Genomic DNA, 23,098 nt, shown 5'->3' with positions numbered 1-23,098 from the left:
TTATTTCCATTTTTGGCGGTGATTTTTTTATTTTTGAAACAGCATAAAAGCCCCTTTACAACTGAACGGGACGGGAGTATGATCTCTTTTATAATCTATATCGCTTAATCTGTAATCAGAGCGGGGGAACCAATTTGCGGCGCGTCATGCCGCTTGGGGTGAATCCTTTTTCAGGTAGGGCCAACTCTCATCAGCCCGAATCCGACAGCTAACCTCGTAAGCGTTCATGAGAGGAGATGAATGAAACCTGTGCACGATTATGGCGCAGGGGCATCCGTTTGCCTCTGTGTCTTTTTGCTGTGCTGAAATATGGCATGCAATCGTTATTCGGAGACATCATAGCAGTAAGGGTTTGTAAATCAAACGGAAAATGAAAAAAAGGGGAAGACAACAAATGTACCATTCAATCAAAAGATTTTTGATTGGGAAACCGCTGAAATCACAGGCGGCCGGAGAGCAGAAACTCACGAAACTCAAGGCGCTCGCCATGCTTTCTTCAGACGCGCTGTCATCAGTTGCTTACGGAACGGAACAGATTCTGATCATTTTGGCTGCGGTAAGCGCGGCCGCGTTTTGGTATTCCATTCCGATCGCAGCAGGTGTTCTCATTTTGCTGCTTGCTTTGATTCTGTCCTACAGACAGATTATTTACGCTTATCCGCAAGGCGGGGGCGCTTATATGGTGTCAAAAGAAAACCTTGGTGAGAAGCCGGGCCTGATTGCGGGCGGCTCATTGCTTGTTGATTATATTCTGACGGTGGCGGTAAGCATTTCTGCCGGAACTGATGCGATTACATCGGCATTTCCGGCTTTGCACCCGTATCATTTGCTCATTGCTGTTTTGCTTGTGATTCTGATTATGATTTTAAATTTGAGAGGACTGTCAGAGTCGGCGTCCATTTTGGCGTATCCCGTCTATCTGTTTGTGGCGGCGCTTGTCCTTTTGATCGTCGTCGGACTGTTTAAGCTCATGACGGGGCAGGTTCATCCGGCCGAGCATACACCAATCGGCACACCCGTGGCGGGCATCACGCTGTTTTTGCTGCTGAAGGCCTTTTCATCCGGCTGCTCGGCACTGACTGGTGTTGAAGCCATTTCAAACGCGATCCCGGCCTTTAAAAATCCTCCGGCGAAAAACGCGGCCCGCACTTTGGCCATGATGGGGATTCTGCTGGCGATCTTATTTACGGGGATTACGGTGCTGGCGTACGGCTACGGCACGGGTCCGAAGCCTAACGAGACCGTTATTTCACAAATCGCCGCGGAAACCTTCGGACGGCATACGGTGTACTATTTCATTCAAGGCGTGACATCCCTGATTCTCGTGCTTGCGGCAAATACGGGCTTTTCCGCTTTTCCGCAGCTGGCGTTTAATTTAGCGCGCGATCAGTATATGCCGAGAATGTTTACGGTACGAGGCGACCGATTAGGATTTTCAAACGGTATCATCTTTCTCGGTATCGCGTCCATCTTGCTCATTCTTTTATTCGGCGGCCGCACGGAACATTTAATTCCGCTTTATGCCGTCGGCGTGTTCATTCCGTTTACGCTGTCGCAGACGGGAATGTGCATCAAGTGGATCAGGCAGAAGCCGAAGGGCTGGGCGGTAAAAATGCTGATCAACTCATGCGGCGCCGCCATTTCATTTATGGTGCTGTGTATTTTATTCGCGACGAAGTTCAATCTTGTCTGGCCGGTGCTGTTATTCATGCCTGCTGTCGTCATGCTGTTTTTCGTCATTAAAAATCACTACACCGCGGTCGGCGAACAGCTGCGGGTCGTTGAACAGCAGCCTGAGGAAATCAAGGGAACCGTCGTCATCGTGCCTGTCGCCGGTGTCACCACCGTCGTCCAAAAATCGATTCAGTATGCGAAATCATTATCGGATCAGGTCATTGCGGTTCATGTTTCCTTTGACAGAGAACACGAAAAAAGGTGGAAAAGCGCTGGGAAGAGCTTCATAACGGCGTCCGCCTCGTCACCCTGCATTCCTCATACCGCAGTCTGGTTCACCCGTTTGATAAGTTTTTAGAAACGGTCGAACAAAAAGCGAAAAAAGAACAGTTCTCCGTGATGGTGCTGTTTCCGCAATTTATTACGAAAAAACGCTGGCAGACCATCCTTCACAACCAATCAGCCTTCTTGCTCCGCGTCCGGCTGTTTTGGAAGAAGGACATCATTGTCGCCACCCTGCCGTATCATTTTAAAAAGTAACGGTAAAGACCGCAGGCTAAAATGCTGCGGTCTTTTTTGTAAAGGAGGACGACATGGCACAAGGCGCGTTTGTCATCATACAAAATGAGGAGCGGGACATATTGCTCGTAAAACGAAAAGACATTCCCTTATGGGATTTGCCCGGGGGCAGGATCGCAGAAGGTGAAACACCTGAAGCCGCAGCCGTCAGAGAGGCCTTCGAAGAAACCGGTTATAACGTGACCATCCTGCATAAAGCCGGTGAGTATGAAAGGCCGGCATTTGAAGATACACAGCACGTATTCATCGGAGCCATTACCGGAGGAACACCGCTGATGAACGGGCCGGAAACCGCCGCATTACGCTGGTTTTCCCCAAACCGGCTGCCGCTGTTCATGGTGCCGAACAGAAAACGGCAAGTAAAAGACGGACTCAATGGGGCGGCAAATCGTAAGGCAGTCCTTAAAGACCGAAATTTGTTATCCATCCTTGATCGGCTGAGAAAAAAGCTGAGAGTATAGCCCGTGTTTCAACCCGTATAAAAAAGGGGATGAATACAGGTAAAAGGAGGATGCAGTATGCCAAGTAAAACAGCAGGACACGTAATGACGGAGCTGCTTGAACAATGGGGAGTCGGTCATATATACGGCATTCCCGGAGACAGCATTAATGAATTTATCGAAGAACTGAGACATGAACGAAATAATCTGACATTCATCCAAACCCGGCACGAGGAAGTCGCCGCCCTGGCTGCCGCGACTGAGGCAAAACTGACCGGACAGATTGGTGTCTGCCTTTCAATCGCAGGACCGGGGGCCGTTCATCTGCTGAACGGTTTATACGACGCCAAAGCGGACGGCGTTCCGGTGCTGGCGATTGCGGGACAGGTGGCTTCCGATGAAATCGGCCGTGACAGCTTTCAGGAAATCAAATTAGAGCAAATGTTTGAGGACGTGGCGGTATTCAACCAGCAAGTACATACGGCAGAAGCGCTGCCCGATCTTCTGAATCAGGCGATCCGCACGGCTTACAGCAAAAAAGGCGTTGCCGTTTTAACCGTTTCTGATGATTTATTCGCGCAAAAAATCAAACGGGAGCCGGTTTACACATCGCCGATATACCTCAAAGCCGATATAGAGCCGAAAAAAGAACATCTCGTCACATGCGCGCAATATATTAACAACGCAAAAAACCGGTCATTCTCGCCGGCCAAGGGTTAAAATCGGCAAAAGAGGAGCTGCTCGCATTCGCCGATAAAGCGGCCGCCCCGATTGTCATTACCCTTCCGGCAAAAGGCGTCGTGCCTGACAGCCATCCCCACTTTCTCGGGAATCTCGGGCAAATCGGCACAAAGCCCGCCTACGAAGCCATGGAGGAATGCGATCTGCTGATCATGCTCGGCACATCGTTCCCATACAGGGATTATCTCCCGGATGATACGCCTGCCATTCAGCTTGATTCGGATCCGGCGAAAATCGGCAAGCGCTATCCCGTCAATGCGGGAATCGTCAGTGATGCGGCTCTGGGGCTGAAAGAGCTGACGGAATACATTGAATATAAAGAAGACAGAAGATTTTTGGACGCCTGCACCGAGCACATGAAGCATTGGTGGAAGGAAATCGAGAAGGATGAAACCGAAGCGACTCATCCGCTCAAGCCGCAGCAGGTCATTGCCCGGCTTCAGGATGCCGCCGCAGAGGACGCCGTCCTGTCAGTGGATGTCGGAACGGTTACGGTGTGGATGGCCCGCCATTTTAAAATGAAGAAGCAGGACTTTATCGTCTCAAGCTGGCTCGCCACAATGGGATGCGGGCTTCCGGGAGCGATTGCCGCAAGCCTTGCCGAACCTGAGCGGCAGTCCATCGCCATTTGCGGAGACGGCGGATTTTCAATGGTGATGCAGGATCTGCCGACGGCTGTTAAATATAAACTGCCGATTACGGTTGTCATATTAAACAACGAAAATTTAGGCATGATTGAATATGAACAGCGGGTCAAAGGCAACATTGACTACGTCACCCAGCTGCAAAATATGGATTACGCCGCTTTTGCAAAAAGCTGCGGAGCAAAAGGCATCAAAGTGACGAAACACGAGGAATTGGCTCCCGCTTTTCATGAAGCGCTCAACTCAAATGAGCCGGTCGTCATCGACGCCGTTATCGGCGACGAGCCGCCGCTTCCGGGAAAAATCACTTACGGCCAAGCGAAGGGCTTCAGCAAATACATGCTGAAAAACTTCTTTGAAAACCAAAAAATCGAAATGCCGTCACTCAAGAAAAGCTTAAAACGGCTGTTTTAAAAAGCCGGCGCTTATAAAAAATAAACAGGCAGCATGCCTGTTTATTTTTATTTATTTACCCAGATAAGCCATAGTAAAAGCCCGGCTTTTTATTTTAGTTTTTCTTCAATAAGGTCATGTCGGGTTATATGGAATAGGTCAGCCAATCTCCCAGAGAACCGCCCATCTTTTCATAGAACTTTTGTGCACGGTAATTATCAGATGCAGTTATCCATGACATATGCACATACCCGTTTTCTTTTGTAAATGCCTCACAACTTTTAAACAGTTCTTGGGCTGCTCCTGTGCCTCTTGCTTTTTCTGCCACGAATAAATCATTCATTATTGTTATTTTATCTGCTTTCGTCGTACTAAAACTAAAATATAATGTTGCAAAGCCAATAAGTTCCCCATCTTGTTCAGCAACGAATTGAATACCCCTGTTCTTCTCAAATAACATTTCAATCAAATGATGTATCTTTTCAATCGGTGGCTTAGGTCTTTTATAAAAATCCACGATATATAAATACATTAAATCGGTCAATTGTTTTACATCATAGTGTTCTGCGCTTCTGATTATCAAATGTTTCCCTCCTCACTCTTTTTTTAATTTTTGTTATACAAAACTTACACGGTTATTCCAAAAAATTCAATATTTTAAATTGGTTTTGAATCGGTTTGTTGCCTAAGAAAAAATAAGAAGGCGGAATCATGCTCATGAAGCGCTCAACTCAAATGAGCCGGTCGTCATCGACGACGAGCCGCCGCTTCTGGCATTCAGCATGAGGATATGTATTTAATGCCCGCTCTATTACTTTAAGGAGGGAACAGAGTGCAAGCAGTCAAACAATTGTCATTCATTCCGGAAGTATCGGGCTGTTTTTTATCCGTTAAATTAAATTCATCTTTTAAAGTCTCAGCTGTGCGAGAAGGCTTTATAGTCAAGGCTTTTTTCACTGGTGTACTTATTTGTCGCACGATAAAATTGCAATAACTGAAAGGAGGGGTGCAAGTGATAAAGAGAAAAAGGACTCAGAGGAGTTTAGATAATGGATGATAAAAAGAAAGAGGTTCAAAGAAAATACAGAGAAGAGATTAAGAGAAAGAAACAGCAAAAAGAAGATGATAAAAACTTCACAAGAGAGGCCTTTATTGTTGTGACGATAATCGTGCTGTTTATTTTTTTGAATTTCATGTTCAAAAGTTTTTAACAAAAAACCCCTGATCCCCCACTTGTACTTATTACCTATTAAGTTTATTATTGGAATAGGTAGAATATTACCAATAAGAAAAGAGGGAGAGATGATGAAAGACTTAAAAGTGTGGAAAATACTCTTACTAACGTTGGTTTGTTCAGTGATTTTTTCTGTCGTGTTTGTGACTGTTCAAAGGATTGACCTGTATTTTAATCCGTCAGAAGTACCTGTTAAATCGATTGAAAAAATAAAATAACTTGTGTGGGGGATCAGGAAAAGTGAAAAAAGTATTTTTTGTAAGTGCTATTGTTGCAGGGTTTTTCATGTCCGGTGTCGGTGTTAGCGCGGTAAAAGCGGAAGAGTACAAAATTGATCCTATTGGAGATGAAATTGGGTCGGAAGATGGACGATCTGACGTGATTGATCCAGTTGTAGCAAAAGATGGTCCAGAAGATGGGGTTAACGATGAATCCAGCGTGCAGCCTAAGATCAGAAAAATATCAGATGATATAAGCTTATTTTCTCTTCTAGGCGCCGGTGAGTGGGATTACTTAGGATCTTCAACATTTAAGGCCCGTTCAAAAACATTCTACTCTGGTGGAGGAGACCTTGGAATTCAGATTTCTCAGCCATATATTGGCCCTGGATTCACATGGCAGTATAAACTTGTAGAAGAAGATCCGGTTATCAATGATACAGTTTCCCGCTTTACTTTGGCTAATCAAAAAGGAACATATGAAGTAGTATTCAATGTACGTAGTTTTGTTGATGGAGATAATAAAAAAGCAGAATTACATCTGGAGAAACTAACAAACCCTGCAACAAGTGTCTCTACAAAATGGTGGGATTGATGTAACAGAGCAAGCCTAAGTGGTTTGCTCTTTTTGTATGTCCAAAAAACACCGATAAAAAGCCGAGAAAATGCCGACAAAACGGGGGATAAAATGGGTACTTTTTTTAGATGCGGTTTGTCATACGATAGAGACAAGAAGAAAACGAACGTGAATATCTGTCCCAAAAGGAGAAACCTGCGGACGCTGATCTTTTGCATGAGTCTATTTGTGCATCTGATTAGTGGCCGCTTTTTTTATGGCAGATTGGGAGACGTACCTTTCCTGTATTTAAGTGTGCACTCGGATGTATCGAATGACAATGAAGGTCGTTAGCTTCACAGGAGGAGCTGCTGGAGTCTATGCAGTATTGCGCGCGATAGTCACGAGGAACGCAAGAGGTGAGATCCCGATTGCAAGGAAAGTCTTTTAAACCGGCTCTCCATTTTCTTTGCTTACCTCCTGGGGAAAATCGACGGGCCACAAATAAATAAAAGCGAATAGCGTAAGGCGGTGCTTATTCTTTGCATTTATTGTAAACTCTACTAGAGGTGAAGAGTATGAGCTATAGAGAACAAAAATTAAATCCTGATGTGAAAATATGGAGATATTTAGATCTATCTAAGTTTATTAAATTGTTAACTGATGAGGACCTGTATTTTCCGCGCGCTGATAAATTTCAAGATCCATTTGAAGGCTCTAGCACAATAATAGGTGTTAAACAAAGGAGCTTAATGCTCGAAAGAGCAATAAGTGATAAAAGTAAAGATTATCCGGCACGTATTTTTTATGATGGTGAGTGGGTTGAACTCGGAAAAGTGAAAAATGGATCTGAGGATGCAGAGGTACATAAAAAAATTAGAGAAATTCACTTTGTATCTTGTTGGCATGAAAATGAAACTGAATCAGAAGCAATGTGGAAACTGTATCTAAAAAGTGGTGATGGAATTGCAATTCAAACTACAGTAGGCCGCTTACAAAAAAGCATTGAAGGTTTTCATACACCTATCATAATAGACAGAGTTAATTATATAGATTATGAAACTGAACCCTTTGACCAGAAACATGGTATATCTACACCACTCTTTCATAAGCGAAATCATTTTAGTCATGAAAGAGAAATAAGGGCTGTGTTCCCTTTTTTGTATTCACGGGATGACGGAAAATATAAAGTCTTAGATGATTATCATCAAGATAATATTAATGCTATTCATGTACCTGTTAATGATTTAGGTACCCTTATTCAGAATGTTTATATAAGTCCTGTTTCAGCTGATTGGTTCCATGAGGTAGTAGACTCTGTATTAGAGAAATTCAATGTAATGAAAGAAGACGGCACCATAATGAAGGTAAAGCACTCTAAAATGAAGGGAATACCGATTTTTTAGCATCCAATCAGGATGCTTTTTCTATAGGTTTTATTAGATATGGAGGTTAGCCGAATGAATATTAGAACTATACCGGTAGCAAAGATTAACCCCGCTCTTTACAATCCTCGGATAGATCTTCAGCCGGGCGATCCGGAATATGATTCCCTTAAAGCTTAAATAAATCGATTTGACAATGTTGAGCCGCTTGTCTGGAATGAAAGAACCGGTAATCTGGTTGGCGGACACCAACGATTTAAAATATATATGGAAAGCAACCCTGCTGAACTCACTGTCTCTGTAGTCAACCTGAATGAATCAGAAGAGAAAGCCTTAAATCTGGCTTTAAATAAGACGGGCGGAGATTGGGATGAGCACAAGCTTGAACAGGTATTGCGAGATCTACAGGAGAATAATTTTGATTTATTTGTTACTGGCTTTTCAGATTCTGAGTTAGACGAGATCCTGGATGAATTACCTGAACATGCGGGGAATGGCGGGAAGATTACTGATGGTCATGAACTGGACTTAGATGAATATGAAGACGATCATTTTGAGCATACATGCCCGAAATGCGGATTCTCGTTTAATGAGTAGGTGAAGCATATGGTCAGTTACAGATGGAGGCTTTCCGATCTAAAATCTGTAGAACGGAATGGTCTAAAGGTGTTCAGTACATTCTCCTGCGGCGGCGGTTCATCTATGGGCTGCAAACTTGCCGGATTTGAGCTTGTGGGGAATTGTGAAATCGATCCCCAAATGATGAAGATATACAGAAAAAATCATAATCCACAGCATTCTTTCTTAATGGATATACGAAAATTTAACAAAATCCCTTTGAACGAACTTCCGGCGGCTCTATTTGATCTTGATGTGTTCGACGGTTCTCCGCCGTGTAGTGTATTTTCAATATCTGGTGAACGGGAGGATGTCTGGGGAAAGAAAAAACGTTCAGGGAAGGTCAGGCTAAACAGTCATTGGACGATTTGTTTTTTGAATACCTGGATGCCGTAGAAAGATTGAAGCCTAAAACGTTTCTCGCTGAAAATGTAAAAGGAATGATAATCGGTAAGGCGAAAGGATATGTCAAGCTTGTCATTGAACGAGCAAGGAAATTGGGTATGACGTTCAGGTGTTTTTGTTGAATGCGGCTACAATGGGAGTCCCGCAGCGGAGAGAGCGGGTCTTTTTTATTGGCCGTCGGAAGGATCTGAACCTCCCGCCTTTGCATCTATCTTTTAATGAATCACCTATTTTGTATGGTGAGCTCAGGAGCGGCCGGGGATCAAAGCTGACAGAGACCTCTAAAACATATAGGCGATGGGTGAAGCGGCGCCCGTCAGATAACACTATAGGAGATATAACGAAGAGAACAGAGGGGAAAGAAAGTAATTTCAATACTGTCTTGGTCAAAAACAGCCTTGTGCCGCCTACTTTGGCTAGTAACTCTGTTTTCATACGTTATGATGAACCTTACTATATCTCTGAACGGGATATCATCTTAATGCAGTCGTTCCCGTTGGATTATGATTTCATGGGCGCTAACACCCAGTATGTTTGTGGAATGAGTGTCCCGCCTATCATGATGAAGAGGATTGCGGAACAGATTTACAAACAATGGTTATAACTATTTATCACCTTGTAGGAAATAAATGCTATCATTTCTCTAGGGGGATGATAAATGTGAATAAAATAGAAAAAAAGTTTACTGTATTAACTGTGATACAAAAACAAATCATCAAGTAGCTCAAAATAAACATGGCCACGAATTAATGCACTCAATTAATCACAATGATTTTGATGATGGCGATGAAGAATGTGATTTTATGTTCTCTCATGAATTTTATATTGTGCAATGTATGGGATGCGATACTTTTGCTTTTCTAGATATATATGAGGATGAGGATATGTTTGAAGTAACAGGTCCAGATTATCATACTGATAGGTTGTACTATAAAGAATATAGAGTCTATCCAAAAGAGCCAATGAAGGAGAATCCTTTTGGTCCTCCTCAGTTATCAGATTATGATGAGAAATTTGAGTTTGCAAATTTGCCAGACTTAATAAGTGAGATTAGAAATGAAGCAATATATGCATATCGACAACGTATGAATTTATTATGTAATACGGGTATTAGAATGTTAATTGAAACAATATGTAAAGTAAAAGGAATCGATGATAAGAGACAAAGAATAAAAAATGGAAAACCGATTTTCGACAAAAATAATGAGCCAGTCATGGTTCCCATAAGTTTAGAAGAGAAGATAAAAAAGCTTAAAGAAAAAGAAATAATTAATGATACACAACAAAGGATATTCCTTGAAATTAAAGATATAGGAAACCAAACAGTGCATCAATTCTTCAAGCCTAAAAGGTCAGATTTATTACAGTACTTGGAGACAATAGATTCAATTCTTTATAGTATTTTTGAATTGCCGCATATAAAATTCGAAAAACATACAAGTAGTAATTAATAAGTGCTTTTTTAAAAAGGAAGGTGCTACTAACACCCTCCAATCACAACAGAGATAGCTCCCTGCGAGAGCGTGATCATGACGCGGCCGCGTTTGTGGGAAATCACGCTCTGATTCATATTGTAATGGAGGATGGGGAGCATGACAAGAGAAAAAACAAACGTATGTTCCTATTCTGATGAAGAGAAGGAAAAGCTTCTGCTTTTACATAAAACCGATGTTCTTGAAAATATCAGTGAATCCAAAGAGAAGTATCGGAAAATCGTTAGTGCAGGCATTGCACAGTGGATCAGAGACTTTCAAAACGGTCGAATAGAGGTAAACACTGTGGACGACTTAAAAAAGCTCATAGAGCTCGATATACAGCTTCAGAAGGATGAAGAAATTTAAAAACAAACTCAAACTCAATTAGATGGCTCGGGGGTGGGTGATGATGTAATGCCAAGATAAAGAGATCCACGCAGAGACCAGGCTTTTCATTTGTGGAAAGAGAGCGGCGGAACCAAGAAATTAAAAGACATTGCCGATGAATTGGGCGTCACCAGCAGCACTGTCCGCAAATGGAAAGCTAATGATAAATGGGAAGAAAAAATCAATGGGAGCGCTCCTAAATCGAAAGGGAGCGCTCCTTTTCGTCCGGGCGCTCCAAAAGGTAACAAAAACGCCCGGGGGAATAGAGGAGGCAAGGCGCCGCGCATTCAAATTTGCTGACACGGTAACAGAGATCATAAAATCTGCAGCTAGCGAGCGATGGCTGATAAAAAAGCTATTGAAGGGCCAGGGCGTTTGCACATTAGCGCCGTGAGTCTCTATCAAAAAACAGGAAAAGGACCAGTGCTGACGTACACCGTCAAAAAAGGCGGAATATTATCGTCATTGCATAGAAGTCAGGCGTAAGCATGGCCGCCCTGCAAAGGTTGAACGGTATCAAGGACCCGAATTTTTCAAAGTCGGCCAAGTATTAAAGCTGGCGGATTCGGCCGGCTCACCAACAAAAGGAAAGAAATCATCTTACACGCTGCCGTCAGGCGTTTTTAAAGTGACAAGCCCCTTAACTAAGGGAACAGCTGTGAAACAGATCCAGACGGCTCTAGCGGCTCTTTATTACTACCCGGACAAAGGGGCTAAGAATAACGGAATAGACGGCTATTACGGACCGAAGACTGCAAATGCAGTCAAACGGTTCCAGTCCATGTATGGATTGACTGCGGACGGTATTTACGGGCCAAAAACGAAAGCAAAAATGTTGTCTCTTCTGAAATAAATGAAACAGCCCTTTAATAGGGCTGTACCACAATTCTATATATTTCATAAAAATAAAGAAGTATATAGAATTGTGGTTCGCATCAATGGTAGAATGTGTTTGTTGGAAGTCGTTTCAAATACTTGTAAATTTGTATAAAATTTGAAGGGTAACCTTACGAAGAAATAGTGAAACAACACATTGCCTGATAAACATCGTGCAAAACCCAAATCCTATAGTTCAGTTGGCACTGCATATCCCGATTTTGTGTCATTATGCACTAGATAGAAATGGTTAAAATATCCTAAATAATTCAAAAAAGGTGTTTACAACCTTATTTACATCCTATATATTAGAAAAGAAGGAAAAATATTCAATAGTGGGATACTGACGTGAAAAAGAGTAAATTTTTACTTACCACCATGTTCTCTACAACTATGTTGATTTCCGGTTTAGGCTTGGGATTTGGGAAAAGTGCACATGCTGAAGAATTTCCGCAACTTACTAATGAAAAAGTCCAAACGGAAATACAGGAAATGAAAGATGCCGGCATGACAAGTGGGGAAGTACAGAAATTCTATGAAATGAGTAAAGAAGAGTATGCGTATGTACAAGAACATGCAGAAGACTTATATAAGGATTCCCAAAAAGAAATCAAAGAATTGAAAGCCTCTGGTCAAATTGATGAAGTTCTTCCTAAATACAAGGAGCCTGAATATCAGCCCAAGAACCAAATTGCAGCAAAAGCGTTAGGTACAAAAGGTGATGTTCTTACAAGCTATGAAATTAATTCTGGAAGTTGGTCTATTGGTGTAGGACATGCTGCGGTTGTTTCAACTAACAAATCAAAAACAGTTGAAGCATGGGCGAAAAGCTGGAGCCCTATAAACCAAGATGGAGTTCGCAGATATAATAATAACTGGGGAAGTAAAAAGAAAGTTTATGGTCTATGGGTTAAAGGATCGAATAACAATAAGTATATAAACGCTGCAAAATATGCGGAAAAGCAAGCAGATAATAAAAAGAAATATAATTTCAACTTTTTAAATAAAAAGACAACTGCTAAATTTTATTGTTCTCAATTAGCTTGGCGTTCTTGGAAAAACCAAGGTATTGATATTGACAATGTCAAATGGGACAGCGTTGTAACACCAATGGAGCTTGTAAAATCCAATAACACAACAATCTTTTATCACAAGGGTTAAACAAATTGACAAAAACAATCGGTGCTGCACCGGTTGTTTTGTCATTTCAAAGGGAGGAAAATATGAATAGACTTAAGACCCTGTTTATTTTCATTTGCATACTGATAGTCACAACCTCTTGCGGTCTCATCCAAACTGGGAATGAAAAAGAGGAAAGAAGCAGCAATAAAAAGACTGTATTAAAGGATATTGACAATGCAAAATTTATTGTTGGTTTTTCTAACACTTTAGATAGGGGAAGTGAGATTGGGGTTTACGGTGAAGATGGTGCTAAAATGGATAGCTTGGAATTGAAAGATGGTATAAATTTCACGATGTCTTCATATAACAAAAACGATACGTTCTTCTCATCAAATAGAAGCAATAATCACTTGATGATAGACAATAAAACCGGAAAATAAACAAAATAAATGAAAAGAGTTTGTCAAAAACAACTGAGGATGAAGGTGCTTTCTTTATAAATAGTTCTGACGGTTATATCATCCATGACATTAACGTTGGATATACAGACAAAGGGCTGGAAAGTGAACTGGTATATTGGAAGGGAAACAGCCGAAAAAACAAGAAACAAATAAAGCTTGACGGAGAACTTGGATCAGCAATCGTCGCTAAAAATAAAATTTATGTCATTTCAAGTGATGAAGAAAGTATGTCCATCCTTTCAATTAACCCAGAGAGAAATAAGCAAGAGAACAAGGCATCCATACCGAATAAAGGGATATACTTCATGGATGAAAAGGATGCATTCCAAGCTCTAGATGAAAATACATTTGTACTGGCAGTTAATGATAACGTGAATGAGAAAGAGAATTCTAAGCTCATATTAATAGACAGAGAGACTCTTAAGGTAAAAAAAGAAGTCGAGATGGAGAAAGGGTTTCATCCTGCAAAATTGAAAATATTAAAAGATAGCATCTTAGCCGTTTCTTTTGAGGGGAAGCTGCAGGTGTTTGATAAAAAAATGGTTAAGAAAAAATCTTTTGATTTTTATGCTGGGGATGATAACAAATTAATGAATGATGTTCAATTCAATGACAGAGAGATGTATGTTTTACTCAAAAACTTTGATATCCAGCGTGATAACAAGCTTGGAGATATCACGTCTTATGATTTGAAATCAGGCAAAAAGGTAAAACAATCCCGCTAAAAGCAAAAAAGAGTGGGAAATTGCCCGGTTCGAAATTTTAAAATAAGAGGAGGTGTTTATATTAGCCCGTTTTTGAGCCCTGCATATATCATACTCATTATTCTTCCGGCAGCTTCTTTTATGCTGGGGATAATAGGGTATTTCATCTTTAAAATAGTATGGACTATGGTTGTCGTCGTATTGATCCTGTCATTGATATTTATGTTTGTTGTGATAGGGGCAGAGCCAACATTTTTAATTTGGGTGTTTATCATGACGGGAGCCTGCCTTATCTCCGGTTCAATCACTAAGACTATAATGAATTTTACAAAGCGAAAATATTAAATGGTATAATCAAGAGTGTACATCAAAACCATAATCCCAAAAATCCCGCGACGAAAATTGCGGGATTTTTTCGTTTGTGTTTATTGTAGGAAAAGTTATAATATTACAAAAATAGTGATTAGAGGGAGGGATAAGTGTGGACCAAGTTTTACCGTCGTCCCAAGTTGGTGTCAAGATCAATGAATGGTACAAAATGATTCGCCAGTTCAGTGTGCCTGATGCTGAGATTTTAAAGGCTGAAGTAGAACAGGAAATAGAGGAGATGGAAGAGGATCAGGATTTGCTTGTCTTTTATTCATTGATGTGCTTTCGTCACCAATTGATGTTAGATTCCTTGGAGCCGGAAGACAGATATAGAGATCGCCCTACAGTCGACGAACTGCTTGAAAAAATAGAAAAACCACAAAAAAGACTTACAGGCTTCTTGAAATATTACTCATTGTTTTTCGTGGAATGTATGAATTTGATCATAAAGAGTATGTTGAAGCGATAAGCTATTATCGCAAAGCAGAGAGAGAGTTGAATGCTGTATCAGATGAAATGGAGCAAGCTGAATTTCATTACAAAATAGCTGATGCCTATTATCAAATTGATCAGCACTTTGTTTCCCTCAATCATTTAAAAAAAGCCAAGCAATTGTTTGAAAAAAGTCAACTATACAAAGTGAAAGTGATTGGCTGTAATATGATGGTCGGTGCTAACATGTACGATATGTACAGGCTGACGGAGGCAGAATCATATTATCGGGAAGCATTAAGTATCGCCCGTGGCTTGGATGAGGAAAAAGTGAAAAGAATTATCGGAGTGATCTTTCATAACTTAGGCTTAGTTTATTTAAGAGAGAAAAATTTGATTGCTGCTGAAGAGAATTTCAAAAAGGCAATAGACGTGAAAGAACATATTGATACAGTGTATGGAGTGAGATCATTATATATGATGGCGAATGTCCTGTACCAATGTGATAAAGCCAAGGAAGCACGTTTCTTTTATGAAACGGCTTTAAATCGTGCTCGGACTTCTAATGAAGAGGAATATTTGGCTAAATTAAAAATCATTAATTCATTGTACGAAGAATATAATGAAACAGAAGTGAAACAAAGCTTAGGTTACTTGGAAGAGAAACGCCTTTGGTCTGATTTCGCAGAGCTAACCGAAAAATTAGGTGACTTTCATTTTGAGAAGAGAAACTATGCAGAGGGAAGAAACTTTTTAAAGAAAACCATACATGCCCAAACACAAATACTTAAGGTTACGGAGGCTATATAATGAAGAAACTTATAATCAGCTCCGCTTTAATCGGTATTCTTTTTACTGGATTATTAAGTGTGAAAAATGTTTATACTGCTGAAATGAGTGACTCTGGAACTTTTTATATCGCTGAAAAAGCTATAAATATTTAAGTGTTCTCCAATTTTTGACCTCCACCTTTTAAGACTGGGGGATTTCTTTTTCTTATCCAGTAATCAACATACGCTGCCTCATAAGGTTCTTAACCGTTACTTGTATTGCGTTCACCTTTCCGTTTTGCTGTGAAGTGTTTTCTTGAACGATGCATGCATGAGAAAGACGCCGTCCATTTTTAAGCCTATCTTCAATCATTCAAGGACAAACAAAAGAGCTATCGAGAAGATCTCGACAGCTCCTTTGTTTGTTGAGTGGCTTGCTTGCATATAGTCGTCCTAAACGAAAACGATGATTGTGAAAATCGGCAGCTGGCGATCGATGGCTGATCAAAAAACTCGTGGTGGATCAGCGCGGTTTCATCTCAAGAACAGCCAGAGAGCGGTCACAACAGCGATCATAAAGTAATCTCCATCATTCAGTGTAGTTCCATTTTTGACAAACACACGTGCCGTCCGGTTTGTCTTTGTCCCTTCCGGGGTTTTAAGCGCAATGTTCTTCCCTATATTGTAATAAACAACTTTAAACAAATAATATGCCAGCGAACAGAATAAAAAGAGCAACATGAACTTGCCAATAAACAATATCATGTTTCATTACTCCCTTTTGCCGTTTTTTCGTTTGAATATATGACGGAGAAGTCAGGATGTTATATAAAAGGAGAAGTATTTTACAGAGGCCGGTGTTAAACATTAATGAACGGTTCCCGCAACATCCCCAAATCCGGAGCAATTTCAAAATGAAAGAGAAGCCCGAGGATTATAAAAAAACAGTCCCTAATTTGTCCGCTTTTTTTTGAAAACTTGATCCAAGATGAACATAAAGAGAGTGAATAAAAAGGACACCGTAATCATATCTATCAGAGATAGATTAGAGGTTTCTTTTATGAGTAGCAGCCATACCACCTGCAAAACTAAAGAAATAGAAAAATAAGATATATATGTCATGATCCTCATATCCGTTTCCCCCTTATTAGCCTAATTTCTCTTTTGTGATCTTATCCAAATTAGTGAAAAGGATATCCAAGCCCGAAAATAAGAAAGTGATGAACAATGAAAGAAGCACTTCTCCGCCTTGAAATATAGATATGTTCTCAATGATATGATTGGAAACGTATTGAATTGAGAAGTAAACAGCAGCCCATGCAAAAATGAATTCAAGGATATAGGCTGACCAAGCAGGCAATGTCAAAACATGAGTCATTCCTTTAACAATTGCCGTAAGGATAAGCATATAAACTAAAGCTAAGATACTGACGACGACAGAAAATATGTATAAGTCTGAAAGTGAACCATAGATGATATATTCTCCCAAAAAATGATGTATTGTTACAGCTGCAAAACAAATAATCAGGCTGGGGACAGTTACAGCGAAGAACAGAGAGAATCCAATAAGCCCTATGAATGCTGCATGAGCTAAGCGGTTTGGCGGTGTATCCACGATCTCGAATTTTAATAGAATCATAAAAATAAGAGATGAAATCAGAAGGCAGCATAAGAAATTGAGCAAAACAATAAAAAGACAGTCATGTGAAATCTCCAATGAAAAAGTGCTATTAGAGTGAATCTAACAGCACTTTGCATTACTTCATACGTATTTTCCTGCTGATCATTGATGAATGAGTTTAAAATGCTTTCATTGCTAAAGTTGTCAAATGAGCGAGGTTTTTAGCCTGGCTGTCAGAAAGTCCGGACTTTTTAAGTGAGAGATAAAGATTCTTTTCCACATCAGTCCAACTTAAGGTGACATACTCGTTCAGCATTTTCTTTAAAACCGGTTCTATATGTTGATTGAAAACGGATTCAAGTTCATTTCTTATTTTCTTTCCTGCTAATTTTTCAACAAGATTGAATAATTTTGTTTTATTTTTCAGCACCTCTCTGATTGCATCTTTGACTGGTTTTGACACAGATGCATCGCTTTGTGCTTTAAGTCCGTAGGAAAATTGCGTATCAGTCTGATAAAAAAATGATTTTGTCGTTTCAGTGGCATTGGCAGTATTATTATGATTTTCTTTAGCTAAGGATGCGGGGACAAAAGTAGTAGTTACAAGGGCTAAAGATGCGGCAAACAGAATGCCTTTAGCTGCGTGTCTAATGGGAAATCCTCCTTTAGAAATGTAGTGTAGAGAGAAATGAAAGACTATGTATTTAGGCGGGACCTGTATGATCCGCTTTGAACATTTTTCCCTCTCAGATACCATTCTATCAATAGGTATTTTTTGGGTAAATAGGATTTTAATACGATATTTTTCTCGCAATTCAAAATCTTCTTTAGCAGGATTTATTTTAGCTGCAGTTTCGTGAAATAGAACATGGGCTGGAGCCTGCATGTACAGGCTGATTGAGGCGGAATCACATTATCGGAGCGATTTTTATAATGCAGGCTTAGGTAAAAAAATAAACAGGCGGCATGCCTGTTTATTTTCGTTTGTGTGAAAGAGCGAAGAAAAACGGGAAGGCGGAACCGGCCAATAACGTACCGAATAAAAACATGCCTCCGATGAACACATGATAGTTCACACCGCCGATCCAAAGCCCCGTGATTAAGGAAACGATACTTAATGCGATCATCACAAAGCCGGGAATCAGACGTTTCTTACCCGTTGTCCGATAAGCAAAAAGAGAACAGAAGATACCGATGACAATCGGCACAATCCACAGATAAAAAAGGATAAATACTGACATAAGCAAAACTCCGATTTTTCTTCTATCATACCAAAAACGCCCGGAAAAAGATACGAACGGCACCCGGTGCCAAAAGAAAAACCGGCCGCTATGGCCGGTTTTTTCTAACGGAATGAATCGTAGATCACAAACAGATTAAGCGCGATCACCAAAACCGCAATCAGCCAGGCGAGAGCCGTCACCCATTTTCGGTTCGTCAGGGCGCCCATCAGGCGTTTGTTGCTTGTAAACATAATCAGCGGCACGAGTGCAAAGGAGATGCCGAATGAAAGAACGACCTGGCTCCATACGAGCGCTTCTGTGGCGTTGACCCCCGAGATAATGATGATCATCGGCGGAATGATGGTAATGAAACGCCGCAAATAAAGCGGGATACGGTAACGGATGAAGCCCTGCATGATAATATCGCCTGACAATGTGCCGACAGAAGAGCTTGAAAGCCCTGCGGCCAGCAGCCCGATCCCGAAGAGAATGGCTGAAGCCGGTCCGATATAGTGGCCGAATTGCTGATAAGCCACGTCTAAATCTTCTACATACAGCCCGTTCTTGAAGAAAAGCGCGGCAGCGACGATGAGCATGCTTGCGTTAATCGCCCCGGCGATCACCATCGCGATGAGAATGTCAATCGTCTCAAATCTAAAAATCTTTTTCCGCTCACTATCCGTTTTTCCGACGACACGGCGCTGTGTCAGTGCGGAATGTAAGTAAATGGCATGCGGCATCACGGTTGCACCGAGTATACCGGTTGCCAAGAGCACACTGTCCATTCCGTCAATTTTCGGGATAAACAGCCCTTCGAGAACGGAGGCGGCGTCAGGTTTGGCAAAGAAGGTTTGCAGAGCGAAGGCGATCACCACGACAAACAGAAGTCCGGCGATGCCCGCTTCCAGCGCCCTGTAACCCCGGCGCTGCAGCTCTAAAATCGCGAATGATCCGATTGCCGCGATAATGGCCGCTTCAACCATCGGTATGCCGAACAGCAGGTTGAGCCCGAGCGCCGCCCCGATAAATTCTGCCAGATCAGTTGCCATAATCACCAGTTCACCCTGTATCCACAGCCCGGCGGATACCCATTTCGGATACCGGTCTCTGGCGATTTCCGGAAGGTTTTTACCCGTGGCAATGCCGAGCTTCGCGGAAAGAACTTGGATTAAAAAAGCCATCAAGTTTGAAAAGAGGATGACCCACAGCAGCATATACCCAAATTTCGAACCAGCTGAGATATTCGTAGCGAAGTTTCCCGGATCAATGTAGGCAATCGCCGCGATAAAGGCTGGGCCTAAGAAAGGCAGAAGCCGCTTGAATCCCTTGCTTTTGCCGTCAAGTGCATCCTGCACGGCTTTTGCTTGCAGTGATTGTGCTGAGATGTCTTTGCTCATTATGTCTCACCTAAATTCTGATAGATTTTTAGCTAAATAACAAAAAGTTTCCTAGATGCAAATTATTTTATCTACATCATAAATCCGCTATTATGAGATGTCAAGTTCTTTATGTTCAATAAACCGGTACATTGATGCCCTGTTTTATCTATGGTATGTATCCCGCCGAAGAAAGGTCCGAAAATGAAAACGGCATCGTTCCGGGAAAGAAGCGATGCCGTTCGCAAAGCGTGTTTCCGCGTCCGATCATGCGCGGATGCGTTGAGCGTTCTTTTAAAAAGGTGAAAAGAGGACACTTGCTCATATCACTTCACAACTTTCTGTCCGGTGCAACTGATCCTGAGAAAAAGACGCAGTATTTCCTCCGTTTTTCCGGGTAAATAGAATAATAATGTTTCTTTCCATTGGAAGATAAAACCTTTCTGTACCATTCAAATGACCTCCGGAAAAACTCCGGCCGCTCTGAATAAACGTTTGAATCAACGATATATCAGTGATTCCAGTCCAATAAACGGCTGTTATCTATCAAAAAAAGAATCGGCATGGTCACTTGCGAAGAAAAGAAGTTGGAGCATTAGACTTATTTCAGTCTCCCGGGCAAAAACGTATAATAACGTCAGGAAAGCTTTCCAGCCATATGATAAAAGAGGGGGAATTTTCTTGGTACGTCGTTTTTCGATCATTTCTTTAGCCATGATTTTTGCTGTTTCTTTATTCGCTTTTGGCGGCTCTGCATCAGCAGCAGCTTTCAAACCTAAAGCTGAACCGGACGTTTCCATTTTAGCCAGCGGGGGTACAGTCGGCATTTACGGTGCTAATATGCGCTCATGCTCTAAGGTCAGCTGTTCAACGATCACAACATTCTCAAGCGGTAAAAAAATTACAGGTTCTTGGGTCACCGGAGAATATGTTCAAGGCCACTACACCAATTCTAATAAATGGCTGAAAGTCACGTATGCAGGAGCGACAGGCTACGTTTCAGTCACCACACTATCTTATTATTACGGTTTATAAGCAGAAAAACCTCGTTCTCTTGAGAGCGGGGTTTTTCCTTTATTCCGATTCAATTTCCGCGTTTCGTTTCATCATCGTGTTTCATCAGCTGATCGATTTCTTCTTTAGAAGCGTTTTTTTTCCACTCTTTCGCCTGACTTGTCGCAATGGGAATGGCCCGTCCTTCTTCATATCCCTCATCTACCATCGCATTCGCGATTTCGATCGCTTTTTTCTTCACAGGTTCCTCGAGATTCTTCAATGATTGCGGATAATCCTTCATTGACCAAGGCATGTCTATCACTCCTTTATAAAAAGTGTTTCCCGCCTGAAGAAAAAGAAAACCGCCTCATCAAAAAAGAATGACAGCTATTTTTATGAGAGGCCAGCAATTTCCGAATAAAATATAAAGGATAAAGAAGCAAGTACAGATTGAATGCCCACCACATCAGATCAAAATCACCGATAAATACCCAAAAGGCAATCGCTTGCAGGCCTGAACAAAAGGTCAGCACAAGTGATATTAATGCGAAAGAGCGCCATAATGCATGTTTCCGTTTATAAAGAAACAAGCTGTACAGCCCGGTTATCGAAATGAAAATATCTAAGGGAAAGAATGACCAGTTCCAGGCCATTATCATGGCGTTATCATAATCTTTAAACGCCATGTTTTTTGGAATCCACTCAAAAAAAGTAACAATCCAATAAATGATAAATCCAATATCTGTAATGAGGAAGAGAACCTTTAACCCTTTCATCATCTGTTTCTGTCCGTATGAACGCTGATGCCGTTTGATGACGTTTCACTTTCAGAAATAAAGTTTAAGGAAACGACACCGATGATGATCAGAAGAACAGAGACGGCTTTTATGACAGAGAACTGTTCATGAAAGAAAAAATTCCGATCATGGAAATCAGCACGATCCCCATTCCCGACCAGACCGCATATGCGATGGAGACACTTATATATTTCAAAGTCAAAGTAAGAAAACAAAGGCTGCCGATATAAAACAATAACAATAAAATACTTGGGACAAGTTTTGTAAATCCATTTGATAATTTCATGCTGACCGTACCCAATACTTCAAAAATGATCGCTAAACTTAAATAAATCCATTGCATACAGCATTCTCTTTCAATCGTATTATTCAAAATTATACAATATATAGAATTTGAAGAAAATTAATCAATGGAATGTTTTCCGGATAAAAAGTCCGGCCGGGTGTAAAAAGAAAACGCCATAAAGGTATACTATGTAGAAAGAAATCAGAAAGGACGTGCAGGACGGGTGACAGAAGAGCGGACAGACCTGGAAAGACAACTGAGAGACATTCAAAAATGGGAAAAGGCGCAGCAGAGGGCGATGTTCTGGCAAACATTCACCCGCTTGCCGTTTCAGCTTTTGGACAAGCTGACACCGCAATTTATTAAGAGGAAAATCGGACTCATACTCGATGAAACGGGAACGTTTATTCAGTCAGGCGGACAGTACCTTACATCAGAAAAGCGCATCATGAAAAAGTTTCAAAAACGGCTGCCGCACGGTACATGTCAAACGCTTCACGACATCCGCAATGCGCCGCTTGCCGTCATGGACGAAATCGCAGAAGCCATAGCGCGTACAAGCGTAAAGGCCGCGACGGTGCAGGGAGCCGCAACGGGAGTCGGCGGCGTGTTTACGCTTGCGGCAGACATTCCGGCGATGCTCGGCCTGTCCTTAAAGACGCTGCAAGACATCGCGGTTGCTTACGGCTTTGATCCGAAAGACAAAAAAGAACGCGTGTTTATCGTCAAATTGCTTCAGCTTGCATCCAGTGACGTCATCGGAAAAAAAGCGATCCTGCAAGATTTACGGCAATATGATCAAAACGACCAAACCTATCAGCGCGTCGCCTCGCAAATCCAAGGCTGGCGGGAAGTCGTTTACAGCTACCGCGATACGTTCGCCGCGAAAAAACTGCTGCAAATGGTTCCGGCCGCAGGCATCATCTTCGGCGCGTCCGCCAACCGTTCAGCTTTAGAAAGCATCGCGGAAACAGGCATCATGCTTTATAAAAAACGCCGGATTCTAAAACGCATGAACGATACAGAATGATAAAAAACCACCCGCAAACACATTCAATGTGTTTTCTTTGTTTAGCAGTTCTGAAATCGGGAAACCAACAACCAACACCAATTAAAGGAGGAATTCAAAAATGGCACAAGATAATAACAAAATGAGCAGAGAAGAAGCAGGTAAAAAAGGCGGAGAAGCTACAAGCAATAACCATGACAAAGAATTCTATCAGGAAATTGGTCAAAAAGGCGGAGAAGCCACAAGCAAAAATCACGACAAAGAATTCTATCAGGAAATCGGTGAAAAAGGCGGAGAAGCCACAAGC

General features: G+C 41.5%; 19 protein-coding genes, 10 pseudogenes and 1 riboswitch. Of the genes and pseudogenes, 20 read left to right on the top strand and 9 right to left on the bottom strand.

Annotated features, from left to right (window positions below):
* Nucleotides 1–91: 91 nt before the first annotated feature.
* Nucleotides 92–238: riboswitch (cyclic di-AMP (ydaO/yuaA leader) on the top strand.
* A 156-nt stretch (nt 239–394) separates the two neighbouring features.
* The 3 genes and pseudogenes from D368_RS16045 to D368_RS16035 all read left to right on the top strand — a co-directional run bounded on the left by D368_RS16045 (nt 395) and on the right by D368_RS16035 (nt 4,492).
* A pseudogene (locus tag D368_RS16045) lies at nt 395–2,214 on the top strand (APC family permease).
* Nucleotides 2,215–2,267: 53 nt separating this feature from the next.
* A complete protein-coding gene (locus tag D368_RS16040; RefSeq protein WP_039252716.1) occupies nt 2,268–2,714 on the top strand; it encodes an NUDIX hydrolase in 447 nt (148 codons plus the stop codon).
* A gap of 57 nt (nt 2,715–2,771) precedes the next feature.
* Nucleotides 2,772–4,492, top strand: a pseudogene (locus tag D368_RS16035) (pyruvate oxidase).
* A 124-nt stretch (nt 4,493–4,616) separates the two neighbouring features.
* Here the strand turns inward: D368_RS16035 and D368_RS16030 are convergent.
* Nucleotides 4,617–5,054 (bottom strand): GNAT family N-acetyltransferase, encoded by a 438-nt coding sequence (locus D368_RS16030; protein WP_039252709.1) that lies wholly within the window; start codon nt 5,052–5,054, stop codon nt 4,617–4,619.
* Between the two features lie 466 nt (nt 5,055–5,520).
* Between D368_RS16030 and D368_RS16025 the strand changes: the two genes are divergently transcribed.
* The 14 genes and pseudogenes from D368_RS16025 (at nt 5,521) to D368_RS20275 (ending at nt 15,657) form a co-directional block, all read left to right on the top strand.
* Nucleotides 5,521–5,682 carry a hypothetical protein gene (locus D368_RS16025; protein ID WP_014304372.1) on the top strand — a complete coding sequence of 54 codons (162 nt, stop codon included), beginning with the start codon at nt 5,521–5,523 and terminating at the stop codon, nt 5,680–5,682.
* Nucleotides 5,683–5,945: 263 nt separating this feature from the next.
* Entirely contained in the window at nt 5,946–6,518 is a 573-nt protein-coding gene (locus D368_RS16020; protein ID WP_039252705.1) for a hypothetical protein, read from the top strand.
* Between the two features lie 539 nt (nt 6,519–7,057).
* Nucleotides 7,058–7,885 (top strand): hypothetical protein, encoded by an 828-nt coding sequence (locus D368_RS16010; protein ID WP_052250230.1) that lies wholly within the window; start codon nt 7,058–7,060, stop codon nt 7,883–7,885.
* 54 nt (nt 7,886–7,939) lie between these two features.
* Nucleotides 7,940–8,461, top strand: a pseudogene (locus tag D368_RS20290) (ParB N-terminal domain-containing protein).
* A 105-nt stretch (nt 8,462–8,566) separates the two neighbouring features.
* Nucleotides 8,567–9,491: pseudogene (locus D368_RS15995) on the top strand (DNA cytosine methyltransferase).
* A 145-nt stretch (nt 9,492–9,636) separates the two neighbouring features.
* The gene (locus tag D368_RS15990; protein ID WP_101562718.1) at nt 9,637–10,338 is read left to right on the top strand and encodes a DUF4145 domain-containing protein; all 702 of its coding nucleotides are present in this window, start codon (nt 9,637–9,639) and stop codon (nt 10,336–10,338) included.
* Between the two features lie 141 nt (nt 10,339–10,479).
* Nucleotides 10,480–10,728 carry a hypothetical protein gene (locus D368_RS15985; RefSeq protein ID WP_039252702.1) on the top strand — a complete coding sequence of 83 codons (249 nt, stop codon included), beginning with the start codon at nt 10,480–10,482 and terminating at the stop codon, nt 10,726–10,728.
* A gap of 60 nt (nt 10,729–10,788) precedes the next feature.
* Nucleotides 10,789–11,031, top strand: a pseudogene (locus D368_RS15980) (phage terminase small subunit-related protein); the annotation flags it as partial.
* Between the two features lie 111 nt (nt 11,032–11,142).
* Nucleotides 11,143–11,602: pseudogene (locus tag D368_RS15975) on the top strand (peptidoglycan-binding protein); the annotation flags it as partial.
* A 416-nt stretch (nt 11,603–12,018) separates the two neighbouring features.
* Entirely contained in the window at nt 12,019–12,786 is a 768-nt protein-coding gene (locus D368_RS15970; protein WP_082020266.1) for a hypothetical protein, read from the top strand.
* Nucleotides 12,787–12,791: 5 nt separating this feature from the next.
* Nucleotides 12,792–13,187 (top strand): hypothetical protein, encoded by a 396-nt coding sequence (locus tag D368_RS20285; RefSeq protein ID WP_486129276.1) that lies wholly within the window; start codon nt 12,792–12,794, stop codon nt 13,185–13,187.
* Between the two features lie 20 nt (nt 13,188–13,207).
* The gene (locus tag D368_RS20280; RefSeq protein WP_486129275.1) at nt 13,208–13,933 is read left to right on the top strand and encodes a hypothetical protein; all 726 of its coding nucleotides are present in this window, start codon (nt 13,208–13,210) and stop codon (nt 13,931–13,933) included.
* Between the two features lie 460 nt (nt 13,934–14,393).
* Nucleotides 14,394–15,523: pseudogene (locus D368_RS15955) on the top strand (response regulator aspartate phosphatase).
* Nucleotides 15,523–15,657, top strand: a complete 135-nt coding sequence (locus D368_RS20275; RefSeq protein WP_261977438.1) for a hypothetical protein — start codon at nt 15,523–15,525, stop codon at nt 15,655–15,657. Before D368_RS15955 ends, D368_RS20275 begins: the two are co-directional and overlap by 1 nt.
* Nucleotides 15,658–16,017: 360 nt before the next feature.
* On the opposite strand, the gene D368_RS15950 is transcribed toward D368_RS20275, so the two are convergent.
* The 5 genes from D368_RS15950 to D368_RS15925 form a co-directional block, all read right to left on the bottom strand.
* Nucleotides 16,018–16,248, bottom strand: a complete 231-nt coding sequence (locus tag D368_RS15950) for a hypothetical protein (protein ID WP_101562719.1) — start codon at nt 16,246–16,248, stop codon at nt 16,018–16,020.
* A 382-nt stretch (nt 16,249–16,630) separates the two neighbouring features.
* A complete protein-coding gene (locus D368_RS15940; protein ID WP_486129278.1) occupies nt 16,631–17,194 on the bottom strand; it encodes a hypothetical protein in 564 nt (187 codons plus the stop codon).
* Between the two features lie 88 nt (nt 17,195–17,282).
* Entirely contained in the window at nt 17,283–17,990 is a 708-nt protein-coding gene (locus D368_RS20270; RefSeq protein ID WP_486129274.1) for a hypothetical protein, read from the bottom strand.
* A gap of 88 nt (nt 17,991–18,078) precedes the next feature.
* Entirely contained in the window at nt 18,079–18,345 is a 267-nt protein-coding gene (locus D368_RS15930; protein ID WP_128574975.1) for a hypothetical protein, read from the bottom strand.
* Nucleotides 18,346–18,449: 104 nt separating this feature from the next.
* A complete protein-coding gene (locus D368_RS15925; RefSeq protein WP_088005335.1) occupies nt 18,450–19,727 on the bottom strand; it encodes an Nramp family divalent metal transporter in 1,278 nt (425 codons plus the stop codon).
* 657 nt (nt 19,728–20,384) lie between these two features.
* Between D368_RS15925 and D368_RS15915 the strand changes: the two genes are divergently transcribed.
* Nucleotides 20,385–20,738, top strand: coding sequence for a hypothetical protein (locus D368_RS15915; protein WP_039252679.1), 354 nt, complete (start codon nt 20,385–20,387; stop codon nt 20,736–20,738).
* Nucleotides 20,739–20,796: 58 nt separating this feature from the next.
* Here D368_RS15915 and D368_RS15910 read toward each other — a convergent pair.
* The 3 genes and pseudogenes from D368_RS15910 to D368_RS15900 all read right to left on the bottom strand — a co-directional run.
* Nucleotides 20,797–21,012 (bottom strand): annotated as a pseudogene (locus D368_RS15910) (DUF2188 domain-containing protein); the annotation flags it as partial.
* A gap of 13 nt (nt 21,013–21,025) precedes the next feature.
* Entirely contained in the window at nt 21,026–21,478 is a 453-nt protein-coding gene (locus D368_RS15905; protein WP_128574974.1) for a DUF5360 family protein, read from the bottom strand.
* Nucleotides 21,475–21,839 (bottom strand): annotated as a pseudogene (locus tag D368_RS15900) (DMT family transporter). The gene D368_RS15905 and the pseudogene D368_RS15900 overlap by 4 nt, the downstream one beginning before the upstream one ends.
* A gap of 166 nt (nt 21,840–22,005) precedes the next feature.
* Here D368_RS15900 and D368_RS15895 point away from each other — a divergent pair.
* Both D368_RS15895 and gsiB read left to right on the top strand, forming a co-directional pair.
* The gene (locus D368_RS15895) at nt 22,006–22,812 is read left to right on the top strand and encodes an EcsC family protein (protein WP_128574973.1); all 807 of its coding nucleotides are present in this window, start codon (nt 22,006–22,008) and stop codon (nt 22,810–22,812) included.
* A gap of 100 nt (nt 22,813–22,912) precedes the next feature.
* A pseudogene (gene gsiB / locus D368_RS15890) lies at nt 22,913–23,098 on the top strand (glucose starvation-inducible protein GsiB); the annotation flags it as partial.

The sequence above is a fragment of the Paenibacillus lentimorbus NRRL B-30488 genome, from assembly GCF_000411595.1.
Lineage (GTDB): Bacteria > Bacillota > Bacilli > Bacillales > Bacillaceae > Bacillus > Bacillus velezensis.
Note: the sequence above shows the minus strand (reverse complement) of the source record. Positions and strands in the feature narration are given on the sequence as shown.